The sequence below is a fragment of the Gracilibacillus sp. YIM 98692 genome (assembly GCF_010993965.1).
Lineage (GTDB): Bacteria > Bacillota > Bacilli > Bacillales > Amphibacillaceae > Gracilibacillus.
Genome location: NZ_WIXM01000003.1, coordinates 1 through 12,988 on the forward strand (window position 1 = coordinate 1; position 12,988 = coordinate 12,988).

At 37.0% G+C, this 12,988-nt stretch carries 11 protein-coding genes; 1 reads left to right on the top strand and 10 read right to left on the bottom strand.

Translation table 11 applies throughout. The features are described from left to right. Window positions 1-435: 435 nt before the first annotated feature. From GHD00_RS04500 to GHD00_RS04540, 9 genes are all read right to left on the bottom strand, one after another. The gene (locus GHD00_RS04500) at window positions 436-1,656 is read right to left on the bottom strand and encodes an EAL domain-containing protein (protein WP_163536938.1); all 1,221 of its coding nucleotides are present in this window, start codon (window positions 1,654-1,656) and stop codon (window positions 436-438) included. A gap of 123 nt (window positions 1,657-1,779) precedes the next feature. Further along, window positions 1,780-3,150: a type I glutamate--ammonia ligase gene (glnA, locus tag GHD00_RS04505; protein WP_163536940.1), complete on the bottom strand. Its 1,371-nt coding sequence runs from the start codon at window positions 3,148-3,150 to the stop codon at window positions 1,780-1,782. A gap of 268 nt (window positions 3,151-3,418) precedes the next feature. Beyond that, window positions 3,419-4,897 (bottom strand): sodium:solute symporter family protein, encoded by a 1,479-nt coding sequence (locus GHD00_RS04510; protein WP_163536942.1) that lies wholly within the window; start codon window positions 4,895-4,897, stop codon window positions 3,419-3,421. Beyond that, complete coding sequence (locus GHD00_RS04515) at window positions 4,894-5,082, bottom strand: hypothetical protein (protein ID WP_163536944.1); 189 nt, start codon at window positions 5,080-5,082, stop codon at window positions 4,894-4,896. The genes GHD00_RS04510 and GHD00_RS04515 overlap by 4 nt, the downstream gene beginning before the upstream one ends. 126 nt (window positions 5,083-5,208) lie before the next feature. Further along, the gene (locus tag GHD00_RS04520; protein WP_163536947.1) at window positions 5,209-6,837 is read right to left on the bottom strand and encodes a BCCT family transporter; all 1,629 of its coding nucleotides are present in this window, start codon (window positions 6,835-6,837) and stop codon (window positions 5,209-5,211) included. Window positions 6,838-7,164: 327 nt separating this feature from the next. Beyond that, a complete protein-coding gene (locus GHD00_RS04525; RefSeq protein ID WP_346427610.1) occupies window positions 7,165-8,184 on the bottom strand; it encodes an LLM class flavin-dependent oxidoreductase in 1,020 nt (339 codons plus the stop codon). A gap of 15 nt (window positions 8,185-8,199) precedes the next feature. Continuing rightward, window positions 8,200-8,874 (bottom strand): RluA family pseudouridine synthase, encoded by a 675-nt coding sequence (locus GHD00_RS04530; RefSeq protein ID WP_163536950.1) that lies wholly within the window; start codon window positions 8,872-8,874, stop codon window positions 8,200-8,202. 218 nt (window positions 8,875-9,092) lie between these two features. Continuing rightward, entirely contained in the window at window positions 9,093-9,482 is a 390-nt protein-coding gene (locus GHD00_RS04535; RefSeq protein ID WP_163536953.1) for a cupredoxin domain-containing protein, read from the bottom strand. A gap of 114 nt (window positions 9,483-9,596) precedes the next feature. Next, window positions 9,597-10,184, bottom strand: a complete 588-nt coding sequence (locus tag GHD00_RS04540; RefSeq protein WP_163536954.1) for a YdcF family protein — start codon at window positions 10,182-10,184, stop codon at window positions 9,597-9,599. A gap of 150 nt (window positions 10,185-10,334) precedes the next feature. Here GHD00_RS04540 and GHD00_RS04545 point away from each other — a divergent pair, with 150 nt between their 5' ends. After that, the gene (locus GHD00_RS04545; protein WP_240468591.1) at window positions 10,335-11,111 is read left to right on the top strand and encodes a thermonuclease family protein; all 777 of its coding nucleotides are present in this window, start codon (window positions 10,335-10,337) and stop codon (window positions 11,109-11,111) included. A gap of 423 nt (window positions 11,112-11,534) precedes the next feature. Here the strand turns inward: GHD00_RS04545 and GHD00_RS04550 are convergent, their stop codons facing one another. After that, window positions 11,535-12,980: an aldehyde dehydrogenase family protein gene (locus GHD00_RS04550; protein ID WP_163536956.1), complete on the bottom strand. Its 1,446-nt coding sequence runs from the start codon at window positions 12,978-12,980 to the stop codon at window positions 11,535-11,537. Window positions 12,981-12,988 lie beyond the last annotated feature (8 nt).

The window sequence follows — 12,988 nt, forward strand, 5'->3', positions numbered from 1 at the left end:
TCACCAATTAGCAATGAACGGCTTGCTAGGCACGCGGCAGCACCTCAGCCTCCTCACTCACCAAAACCGTTCGCTGTGGGGTCTTCGGAAGCTGCTCTTCCCCCAGGAGTCTCGCATTTTTCCGCCGCTTGTGTGAGTTTTCGTATTTAGTAAGAAAAAATTCTAGTAGCTTTTATATATGATGCGTTTGCACAAAAAATTCACCATCCTAACAGCGTAGGAAATATACGTAGACTCCTGCGGGAACAGCAACGGCTGAAGATCCCGCAGGAAGTGTATTTTGCTTCCGAGGAAGCTGAAGCGTTGCCCGCGGAAAGCGAAGTATATTTCTGGAGCGGTATTCAGAGCTTTTTTAAGGCTTATTGCGCAGTTTTGTTCTACTGTGTAGTAAAAAAAGACCCTAAATAGGGCCTTTGATAAGGAATATTCTCTATGCTACCAAAGTAAATATTCGTGTTCGTCGATGTACATTCTTGATATATCCATAAATAAGTATAAGTCTTGATTAACCGGGTAAGAAAAGGTGCGAATTAATTCGCCTGTTTCAATATCACTATATAAATCTGATAAAAATCCTACCTTTTCTTTGTTCATACGTATCACATTTTCTATAAAATATGGACGCCAGCTCCAGTTTTTTTCTAATGCACTTGTATCTAACTCCCATTTCCCATTGGTATTTAATACAATATTAGAAGTTTTTTGAAAACCGTCTTCATCTGTTAAATACAATCTGAAAGCAATATTTGAAATTTTACCAGCTATTTCTAGTAATTGCTTATCTAAATCGCTATTCTTTTTCCATGACTTTGTTAAGTTGGACATTGTTTCGTTTATGTTGGCAGTGAACTGAAATATTTCCTCTAATTTTGATCGCTCTATTTGAATGAACTGTTGAATATCCCCTTTAATACTATCTTTCCATCTGTTTTTATCAACGAACGATGGCATAGCCTGAGCAAATAAAGTACCTTGATAATAACGGCCATTTTTACGCCATGCATAATGAAACGGATAGTTAGAATCGATACCTTTATATAAGATCTCTGCTCCAACTTTCCTTGCAAGTAGTGTAAGCGAATATATAACATTATGGTGCATACTTGAAAGGGATGGATTCTGCAATGATTGCAAATCAATGATAATTATATTTGGTTCAAGCTTGCTAATACGCGAAAACTGGTTTGAACCACTATCGACATCATGAATGGCAATTTTTGTTCCAAGTGCTTTTAAATACTTTAGGGAATTCCAAAACACATGATCATCTATTGATTTATCTAATTCTGCAACCGCAATTATAATTTGAGACAAATTCAAACCTTTTTCTTGAAAACGTAGCAGCTGTGGAATAATAGCATTATCAGACTCTTTTACAATATTAGTTGCATGAACCGTTAAAAATAAAGACGTATCCTGTGGTTGTTCTAGACACTGCTTTAGTGCATGATAATAGACGTGTTGGTCCAATTCTTGCTTAAAATCATCTGGCACATTCGGATCTTGAAAAAAGAATTGAATATTTTCTACTTTTTCGCCCTTTTCCATCACTGCTACCGTCTGATACCCTGTTACCTCATGACTATCTGCACTTAGAACTGGCTCAAAATATGCTTTCACCTTATCCTTATATAACATCACATCAAGCGGATCCACTCTTAAATCCCTCCATCATTTAGACAAAAACATGACAAGTGTTATTTCCTTTTCAAAATTTGTGTCGAATGAATAAAGCCTGTATTTCGATGTGAAATACAGGCTTTTACTTATTATATCATATTAGAATTTTGCTTGGTAGCGATCTAGCTCCCATCCTGTTACAGCAGTTCGATAGCTATCCCATTCTTCTTGTTTTAAATCTACGTACTCGTTAAATGCAAATTCTCCAAGTACTTTTTTACCAATTTCACCGTTTGTTAAAGCTTCGATAGATTCACCTAAAGTTGTTGGTAAGTTATCGATTTTTCTTTCATCACGTTCCTCATCAGACATGCTGAAGATATCGTCTACTGTTTCTTCTGGAGCTTCTAATCCTTTTTCGATTCCATCAATACCTGCTGCTGCGATAGAAGCAAAAGCATAGTATGGGTTAGCAGATGGATCTGGACAACGGATCTCTACACGTGTACCTGCTCCACGAGTTGCCGGAATACGTACAAGCGCAGAACGGTTAGAAGAAGACCAAGCGATGTAGCATGGAGCTTCATAACCAGGTACTAAACGCTTATAAGAGTTTACTAGCGGGTTAGTAAATGCTGCAAAACCAGGAACATGGTTTAATAAACCAGCAATGAATTGGTAAGCCTGATCAGATAATTGACGAGAATCTGATTCATCAAAAAATGCGTTTTTACCTGCTTTTTCATCAAATAGAGACATGTTTACGTGCATACCGTTACCATTCTCACCGAATACTGGTTTTGGCATAAAAGTCGCACGTAAGCCAAATTGTTGCGCTACTGTTTTTACAACCCATTTAAATGTTGTAGCATTATCTGCAGTTGTTAGGGCATCATCAAATTTAAAGTTAATTTCATGTTGACCTTTAGCAACTTCGTGGTGAGATGCTTCGATAGTAAAGCCCATTTTTTTCAACGTTTTATAGATTTCTAAACGAACGCGCTCCCCTAAGTCATATGGAGCTGGCTCGAAATATCCAGCTTGGTCATGAACTTCTTGTGTTGGTTGACCTTTTTCGTCTTGTTCAAATAAAAAGAATTCAAGCTCTGGACCTACATTAATAGAAAAACCTTTTTCTTCTGCGTTATCTACTGTTTTTTTTAGTACGTTACGTGGATCTCCTTCAAATAAAGAACCATCTGGATTTGTTACACTGCACAAGAAACGAGCTTCAGAGTAATCTTCTTCTTCAGTCCAAGGAAGAACAGCAAAGCTATTCAAGTCTGGTAATAAGTAAAGATCAGATTGGTTAATCGGTGTAAAACCAGTAATAGAAGAACCATCAAACATTGTTTCGCCTTCTACTACATCATCTAATTGTTCCGCTGTAACGGTTACCTGTTTTAAGGAACCTTCAATATCTACAAATTGTAAGTGTAATAATTCTACATGCTTTGCTTCTATTTCTGCTTTAATATTTTCTAATAACTCATTAGTATTAGATGTTTTTTCTGGTGCTACAGTTGCCATAAGAATTCATATCCCCTTTTTTCTTTTCATGTTTTGTAACATCAATATTTATCTATAATCCTACTATCCGACTTTTTATTTGTCATGGCCTTTGTCAGAAAATCTGACAAACTTTTTTAATGTAATTTTTTATAAAAACCGTCATAATGGGTTTTATCGTTATAAAAAATTTTTTTTTAAAATGTATTCTTCAAAAATGACTTGCTATCTTCCAAACATTATTGGAAGATGTTAACACGATTTCCCATATTATAACTTCCATTTCTTTTTATCGATACATTTTTCTCGTTTTCATCTGTTCTCTTACATAACCTATAAAAGCATCCGCTTTTCCCCAAGGAGCATTAGTTAGTAAACTAATCACTATAAATAAGACAGCAGAGACGAAAATACCCCAAATTCCTGATTTTAAACCTAGTGGGATTAATTGAAAAAACTCTAGTATAAAAACAAGTACACTGCCTACAAGCACACTAACAATGACTCCAGCAGCGGTACCCTTTTTCCAAAAAAATGCACCTATAATTGCTGGAACAACCACAATAAGTCCAGCAGAAGACGAAACAGATAGTACAGCAATTAAGTCCAATTGCAATTGAGCGAATAAAAACGCAAGAATTGCAATAATTGGAATAACCAGTTTCCCTACCATTAATTGTTGTTTATCATTTGCGTCTTTCTTCACATTTCGAAAAACATCTCTTGAAAATATAGAGGATAAAGTCAACATAATCGAATCTATGGTGGAAATAGCAGCTGCCATAATTCCTACCATCACAATAACTCCTAACAATGGCGGCACATGTTCAGATGATAAAAGCATCGGAGTTGCCAGATCAGCATTTTCTAAGCCTGGAAATAACACAGAAGCAGAAAAACCCCACACTACCGAAACAATCGTATAAATAAAACCAAATATTAAAAAGCCTAACAGCATATGCCGCATGCTTTTTAATGAAGCTGGCATAAATAAGCGCTGACTAACTTGCGGATTAGAAATACTAAAGAAAAACCAAGGTAAAGTCAAGCCCAAGAATGTCCAAAAGTCAAAAAATCCATTTCCTGGTACAGCTAATGCTTGTGGATCACTGGATTCTATTGCATGAAAAAATCCTCCTAAACCGCCAAGCCCATTTATAATTAAAATCACTACAATAGTAGATGTAATAATCATCATTAGTGATTGTAAAGAATCTGTCCAGGCAACCGAACGAATTCCCGCTATATAGGAAAAAACAAGTGCCAGTATAGTGGCTATCACTACACCTGTTGTAAAAGGTATGGCGTTATTTGTAACACCTTGCAATAAATAACCAATTCCTGTTAATTGAACGGCACTATACGGAATAAGGAATAAGCAACTAGCAAGTGCCGTTATAATAGCAACCCATTTACTTTCATAACGATCTCCTAACATCTCAGAGGGTGTTACATAACCATATTTTTTTCCTACAAGCCAAAAACGAGGACCAAATATTGCTACTAGTGAAACACCCATAAAATAAATAATTTCAAAACCAAAAGCGCCTATACCTCCACTATATGTTAGTCCAGCTAAGCCTACTAACATAAAAGCACTGTATGTAGTCGCACTATAGCTTAATGCCGATACAAATCCATTTAATTTTCTCTCACCTAAAAAATAGCCAGTCATACTATTTTGCTTGCCATTCCTAGATAAAAAAGCAATAACTAAAGCAAATGCTATATAAACTCCTATTGTTCCCCATACTAATACTGTACTCATTCCTTATCACTCCAATCTTTCGTTAATCTGTAATTTGCAATGATAACGAAAATACCTAGGATTGACCAAAGCAAAAAGCTTCCATACCATTTCGTTATATTACTAAGAAACGTGTAAGGAATAAGATATCCTAAGAAAACGAAGCATAATAAAATAAGTCCCCATACTTTCTCTCTCTGATTCATTGTTACACCTCTCCTTTTCTTAATGGTTCCGTTCTATTATACATATAATAAGACATCTGTAAAGACATCTTTACAGACGGAAAAAACTTGCCGCTAAAGCAACAAGTTTTTTCTAAATTGATTGATTTATTCATCTTTATTGCGACCCTGATCCTTATCTTCTAACACCTCTAAAGAGGATCTTTTTTTACGTCTTCTCCAGCGCTTAATATAGATCGTTGGTGATTCATAATCATCTGATTTTGTAATATCTCGGTTAGATGCTCGCATAAAAGACCAAGCCAGCAGAAACATGATAAAAATTAATGGAAAACCACCGATAATACTAGCCGTTTGCAATGTACCTAATCCTCCAAGAAATAGAAGAACAAGTGGCATAATACACAACGAGAACGCCCAAAAGAGTCTATTCCAGCGAATCGGTTCTCCCTCTACTTCTTTTTGTACGACAGAAGCTAAAATATAAGAAGAAGAGTCAAAAGTGGTGGCTAAGAAAATGACCGCCAAAATCGTGAAAACTAATACGATTAAATTACTAAAAGGTAATTGATTGATGATCGCAATAATTGTAGCTGCAGGGCCATTTTGATCCATAAACGCAATCGCATCAAATGAACCGGTAAGCTGCATATATAAACCGAAATTACCTAAAATCCCAAAAAACAATACACATCCCAATGTCCCATAAACCATCGTTCCTAATACCATTTCACGAATGGTTCTTCCTCTTGAGATTCGTGCTACAAATAAACCTACAAATGGAGCATACACAAGCCACCATGCCCAATAAAACACAGTCCACCCTTCTGGGAATCCAGATTCTGTAAAACCACCTAAATTCCCGAATGGCTCCACCCATGTAGACATTTTAAAGAAATTATCCAACAAGATACCAAGTGAATTAAATGTTGTTTCAACAATAAATCTAGTTGGACCTAAAATCAATACAAACGCCAGGATAAATAATGCTAACCATAAGTTAATATCACTTAATAACTTTATCCCTTTCCTTAAACCTGAATATGCACTAATAGCAAAAATGGTAGTACAGACTATCATGATTACAGCTTGCATAAATAAGGTTACAGGAATTCCTGTTAGTAAATGAACCCCTTCCGCAATCATAGGAGTTCCTAAGGCTAACGTTGTTCCTGCCCCGCCAAGTAAACCGAACATAAAAAGGATATCGATTAGGTTTCCAATAGGGCCGTCCACCCAATTACCTAATACAGGACGAACCGCTTCACTAACTTTTAAAACTGGCCTTTTTCTCACGTAGAAAAAGTAAGCGATCGGTAATGCCGGTAACGTATAAATAGCCCAAGCAATTGGACCCCAGTGAAAAATACCATAAGCAGTCGCCCATTGTATGGCTTCATTTGTCTCGGCTTCTACGCCAAATGGCGGACCTTGAAAGTAATAAACCCATTCAATTACCGACCAATATAAAATACTAGACCCAATACCTGCAGCAAAAAGCATGGCTGCCCAAGACAATGTATTAAATTCGGGCTTTTCTCCTTCCTCCCCTAATTTAACATGACCATTTTTACTAAAGGCTACAAAAATTAAGAATGAAAAAATAATTAACCCCATAGCTAAATATAAAACACCAAAATTCGTTGTAACAAACGTATTTGCTATACTTACAAATTCTTTCCCTTCATCAGGAAAGATAATAAGCGGTACAGTGACTAATAACAATAAAATAAAGGCACCAATAAATGTGGGCCAGTCAATATACTTCTGTTTCATCTTTATTAGCCTCCTTTTCGTCATTTTAATTTTAATGTACCCAAGTTGTTTTATTCCAAACAAAAAAGGCAACAAAAATTGCTGCCTTTTTCAGTCGTTATTTTTTTGCTTGCGATAAGCGTTTCGGCGTATGTAGATATTAAAAACTATTAATCCAAAAGCTATTAGAAATATCACAAAAGCTGGAACATGTATAATTCCCGTCAGATCTAATACCATAAGAATGACTAGTATGATTAATAAAGGTATTCTCAAAAAAAACTCTCCTCTCAAACGCTTTCATCTATTTGTTATTATATAAGATATAAGTACAAAAAGCACGGACTATCATATATTAAAATGCGGCATCACTTTATTTGCTAATAAATGAATCGTCTTTTTCACCTCTTCTAATGGCTGTCCGCCAAAATCGACTTGTGCTAAAAACCGTTGATGTCCAAACAGTTCCTGCTGATAATGGATTTTTTCAATGATTTGCTCAGGGGTACCGACAAATAAAGTCGATTCTTTACTTGTGATAAACCCGATATCGGTACGCGCTGCCCCCATGGCACCACCGATTCCTTGACTTGTGAGATGCTTCCAATATTGCGCATAGTATGGATAGAATTCTCGTTCTATTTCAGCATTAGTTTCTCGAATAAAAGTATGTCCCGCTATAGATAGAAAAGGCTTATCTCCTTGAAAACTGCCTTGATAGGTTTGGACTAAATTCTCATAACGCTTCACTACACCACCTATCATAATAACAGCTAAGCGACAGCCTAATTCTCCTGCTCTTTGCGCACTTTCAATCGTCCCGCCAACTCCAATAGATATAGGTATTTTTGACTGAACAGGTCGCGGTGAAATGTCAGCATTTCTTATACTTGGGCGATGATGACCGCTCCAAGATACACGACTCTTTTGATTTAATTCCAACAATAATTCCAGATGTTCTTGAAATAAATCATCATAATGCTGCTCATTATACCCGAATAAAGGAAATGATTCGACAAAAGCTCCTCTTCCTGCAGTTATCTCTGCTCGACCATTAGATATTAAATCAAGCGTCGCATAATCTTCAAACACGCGAACAGGATCAGACGTATTTAAGACATTCGTAAGCCCGGTTAACTTTATTCGCTTTGTTATTTGGGCAATCGCTGACAACATCATTTGCGGAGAAGAAACAGCATAATCCAACCGATGATGTTCTCCTACTCCAAAAAGGTCTAAACCTTGTTGATCAGCATACCTCGCCATTTCAATGATATCCTGTATACGTTTGTCAAATGTTGTTTGTGATTTGGATAACGGATGGCTATGCATTTCTCCTAATGAATAAATTCCAAATTCCATTTTCATCTTCTACCTTTTTCTTCAAATATTTTTCCACATCGTCCATGGATATCGATTAGGCGGACGTGATACACCGCAAACTTCTTCTTTTTTTACTGGGTGTACAAAAGAAAGTTCATGGGACCATAAAGCGATTTGTTGACCTGGTTTATTCACATGACTGCCGTATTTTTGGTCACCATATAATGGGAAACCTCTTGATGCAAACTGGACTCTAATTTGATGCGGCCTTCCTGTTTCTAACTTAATTTTGATAAGACTTAAATCATGCTCGGTTTCAAGTACTTGGTAATGAAGCCTTGCCTTTTTCCCTTTTTTATCTTGAGGAGACACGACAGATACTTGATTTCTTTTTTTATCTTTATGTAAATAGTCGACTAACGTATCTTGTTGTTCAGGAACTCCACGTACAACCGCAAGATATTCTTTCTCCCACTCATTTTTACGAATGATATTCGATAATCTAGAGGCAGCTTTTGATGTTTTAGCAAACACCATCACCCCGCCCACTGGCCGGTCTAACCGATGTACCAATGCTAAATAAACATTACCTGGCTTTTGATATCTTACTTTAATGTCTTGTTTTAATAAGTTTAATAAGTCTTGATCATTACTTTTGTCTTCCTGAACAGGTATATTTGGTTGCTTTTCTACCATTAACAGATGATTATCTTCATATATAATTGGAATATCCATGTACGATTTACTCCTTATTTTTTTGACTCGTGTTATTTATCACGGTTAAGACTTAGAATAAAAAATAGATGTATACGCTAGCACACTGAGAAGTTTCACTAACCATCAGTGGAGGACGAGAAAACTTCACTGATGGAAGTCTCTCTTTATATTAACATAATAACGAATACAAATACCACAGCACCTTAACGACACTGTGGTATTTACCATTCTAACGATTATTGAACAATGAGAGTAGATACCATTTCACTGTGGCCTGTCCCACATTGAATGGAACATCTTATCGTATATTCACCAGGTTCAAGCACACCAGTTGCAGACCCTTCTCCATCCACTGCAATATCAGTACCTACGACTTCAATGCCATGAAAACCTTCTTCGTTAGTTAATTCTACTGTTACTTCTCCAGCTGGCACCGTATACTCCTCTTGATCAAATTGCCAATTCGATGCGGTTAGATGAACCACTGATTCATCACCTGCTGCACTTTCGTTATTTTCTTCTGTGTTCTCTCCATTATTACCTTCTGAATTATCTGCTTCGCCTCCACATGCTGCTAAAACAAAAGCAAGTGTTAAAAGCACTAAGATGAACATAAACTTTTTCACTTAAATTTCTCCTTTCCGTTCCCATAATTGAAATATATATGTATTATAACCCTTCTGCGATCGACTCTTCTAGTGCCAGTATCATTCTTCACAAAATATACAAAAATTAACCAATTACGATGAAAACCACAAATATTTATAGTAAGCTGGAAATTCCCTTATTGTTGAATAGACATCACGCCATTCTAAAAAATCTGCATGGGCTCCATAAACCTGTTCAAAACCTGCTTCTTTAAAAGCTAATTTAGATCTTGTTATATGAAAATGCTGTGTTATCACCGTTACCTTTGTCGTTTCAAGACTCATTTCCAAATATTTCAAGAAAGATCTCGCATTTTGAGCTGTTTGCATCGTGTTATAACCATTTTGATCAACCAAAATAACTTCTGCTGGAATAGCATGGTCCACAAGGTACTCTTTCATCACTTTCGCTTCATCATAACCTTCGACTCCTACCCCTCCACTCACTATTACTTGATCTAAAAGTCCACGTTGATGAAACTCCACTGCTTTATCAAGCCTAGCCTGTAAACGTTCTGATGGAGAACCATCTTCCATCACTTTATTACCAAGGACAACCCCTATATGAGATTCCTTTTCTTCATCATTCCATCCATCCCACAAGATATAGGCTGTATGTATCATGAACCAAAGAAAAAATAGAAGTAAAAACATTTTGATTACAGGAAATAAAGACTTCATCTGCACCCTCCTCCTTTCATTATGACTTGCCTTTCCTATTTCATCAATCATTTATCGGAGCATTCAGTCGTTTTTTCCTATTTTCAACCACCAATATGATATAGTAAAATATTCTTCTAACATATGTTTCTACAACAAGGGGATGACAGAATGTTTCAAAAAAGTTCTTTATGGATTTGTTATTTCATTATAATGGTGTTGATTAGTGCGTGTGGAACTGGATCACCATCAGTGGATGAAGAGAAACATCAAATAGAAGAAGATGTTCAACTAAATCAACAACCAGATCAGTCGGATGTCACAGATAACACGAATGCCTCTGAGAAAGCCCCGAATGCAATGGTAACAAGGATAGTAGATGGCGACACTGTCAAAGTACAATATCAGGGTGAGGAAGAAACGGTGAGGCTTTTATTAGTCGACACTCCGGAAACCAAACATCCTGACATGCCTATTCAACCATATGGACCAGAGGCTTCTAAATTTGCAGAAAAAACGTTAGCAGGTGAAGAAATCTATTTAGAATTTGATGGACCGAAAAGGGATCACTATGATAGATTACTGGCTTACATATGGATAAACGAGCAATTATTCAATCAAATGCTTTTAGAAGAAGGATTGGCTCGGTATGCTTATGTCTATGATCCACCTTATACCCATTCAGAAGAGTTGATGAAAGCTCAAAATCGAGCAAAGGATGCAGAAAAAGGAATATGGAGTATCAATGGTTATGTAACTGATGAAGGTTTCCAAGCAGAGCCTAACCAAAATGAAACACAAGACTCTACAGACCATTCCGAAGATGATGAAGTCTATTATCAAAACTGTTCAGAAGCTCGTGATGCCGGTGTTACCCCACTTTACAAAGGTGATCCAGGCTATGGAACACACATGGATGGCGATGGAGACGGTGTGGCATGTGAATAAATTTATATAGCGGAAAGTAATGAACCTACTCAACAATCAGCCCAAAGTTACGCGCTTAGATACACTCACTTACTTTCACCAAATTTGCACTACTTGTTAAAACCGGCTCTTTTTCTTGTTGTTTTATATACATTTTCTGAACTAGTAAAAGAGCTTCAAATAATAGCCTTACTAAAAACAGTGAGCTTAGACCAGCGGAAGAAATAAACGGAGACTCCTGTGGGAAAGCGAAGTGTATTTCTGGAGCGGTACCATAGTACTGATCTTAAAGCAGTAAGTGCTAAACTTGTTCTCATTTTATCCGCAGTGTATAGCTATTGAGATATTAGCCTGAAGCAAAGTTAGTTAACCTCATAAAAAAAGTTCCATTTTGCGCTGACTTCCCAAAATGGAACTTTTAAAAATATTTACTTATTTTATCTTTTAGAATCTTTGATTTAGTTTAAAGCTCACTACCTTTTGTTCTGTCATGGCTTTGATCGAGGATTTGACACCTTCTCTTCCTAACCCCGATTGCTTCACCCCGCCAAACGGCATAGCATCAATACGATAATCACTGCTATCATTCACCATGATACCGCCGACTTCTAACTCCTGTATCGTTAAAAATGCATTCTCTACGTCTTTTGTAAATATTCCTGCTTGCAGTCCATAATCAGCAGCGTTGGATCGAGCAATCGCTTGATACACATCCTCTACTGGATAGACAAGCACGACAGGGCCAAATATTTCTTCTTGGGCAATTACTGCATCAATAGGGACATCTGTTAAGATAGTAGGATAATAAAAGGCTTTTTCTCGTTTTCCACCAATTTGAATTTTTGCCCCTTCTGCTACCGCTTCATTCACCCAGGATTCTACCCTCTTCGCTTCTCGTTCATTAATCATTGGACCAACGTCTGTTAATTCATCTAATTTATCTCCCAATTGCAGTTTAGAAGTCCTCTGTTTATATAATTCTAGGAATTGACCATATACTTCTTTCTCTACATAAACTCTCTGGACACCAATACAGTTTTGCCCTGCAACTGTAAAAGCACCAGAAACGCAAGATGCCACTGCTTCCTCAATATCTGCATCTTTTAACACAATAACGGGAGAATTGGACCCGAGTTCCATACCGATCTTCTTGATTCCAGCTTTATGTGCTATTTTCTTTCCAACATCTACCCCACCCGTGAATGTAATCATTTTAATGGTAGGGTGTGTAACGAGTACATCTCCCACATCTCTGCCTGATCCAGTCACAACAGACAACATGCCTGCAGGTAAGCCAGATTTTGTAAAAGCTTCTGCCAAAAGCAATGCACTCAACGGCGTATCAGAAGCTGGTTTAACAATAATCGCATTTCCAGAGGCAATCGCTGGACCAACCTTATGAGCTACTAAATTTAAAGGATCATTAAAAGGGGTAATAGCTCCAATCACACCTACTGGAAAGCGATAATAATAACCAACTCTATTTTCTCCACTTTCACTTTGATCAAAATTAATCGTTTCTCCATTTATCCTTCGCGCTTCTTCTGCGCTGATTTGAATCGTTTGTATCGCACGTTTCACTTCGCCACGAGCCTCATGAATCGTTTTACTTCCTTCTAATGCTATCGTTTCTGCATAACGTTCTTTATTTTCCTCTATATAGGAGGCTACTCGTTGAAGCACAGCCATCCTCTCATGAGTTGGCCAAGGTTTGTTGCTTAGATAAGCCTCCTCTGCTTTTTCAATGGCCATCAACATATCATTTTCTGTAGCTAATGGTACTTTGGCAATTAGTCGATTATCTTGCGGATCATATACATCAAATGTTTGCTCAGCAGCTATCCACTGTCCTGCAATCAACATTTTTTCCTGTTTAACTTGTAATTGCATGGAATCAC

What these genes read in the sequence shown, in the direction of transcription:
- glnA (WP_163536940.1), bottom strand. Translation starts at nt 3,150, where the DNA reads ATGGCAACTGTAGCACCAGAAAAAACATCTAATACTAATGAGTTATTA.
- GHD00_RS04510 (WP_163536942.1), bottom strand. Translation starts at nt 4,897, where the DNA reads ATGAGTACAGTATTAGTATGGGGAACAATAGGAGTTTATATAGCATTT.
- GHD00_RS04515 (WP_163536944.1), bottom strand. Translation starts at nt 5,082, where the DNA reads ATGAATCAGAGAGAGAAAGTATGGGGACTTATTTTATTATGCTTCGTT.
- GHD00_RS04520 (WP_163536947.1), bottom strand. Translation starts at nt 6,837, where the DNA reads ATGAAACAGAAGTATATTGACTGGCCCACATTTATTGGTGCCTTTATT.
- GHD00_RS04525 (WP_346427610.1), bottom strand. Translation starts at nt 8,184, where the DNA reads ATGAAAATGGAATTTGGAATTTATTCATTAGGAGAAATGCATAGCCAT.
- GHD00_RS04530 (WP_163536950.1), bottom strand. Translation starts at nt 8,874, where the DNA reads ATGGATATTCCAATTATATATGAAGATAATCATCTGTTAATGGTAGAA.
- GHD00_RS04540 (WP_163536954.1), bottom strand. Translation starts at nt 10,184, where the DNA reads ATGAAGTCTTTATTTCCTGTAATCAAAATGTTTTTACTTCTATTTTTT.
- GHD00_RS04545 (WP_240468591.1), top strand. Translation starts at nt 10,335, where the DNA reads ATGTTTCAAAAAAGTTCTTTATGGATTTGTTATTTCATTATAATGGTG.
- GHD00_RS04550 (WP_163536956.1), bottom strand. Translation starts at nt 12,980, where the DNA reads ATGCAATTACAAGTTAAACAGGAAAAAATGTTGATTGCAGGACAGTGG.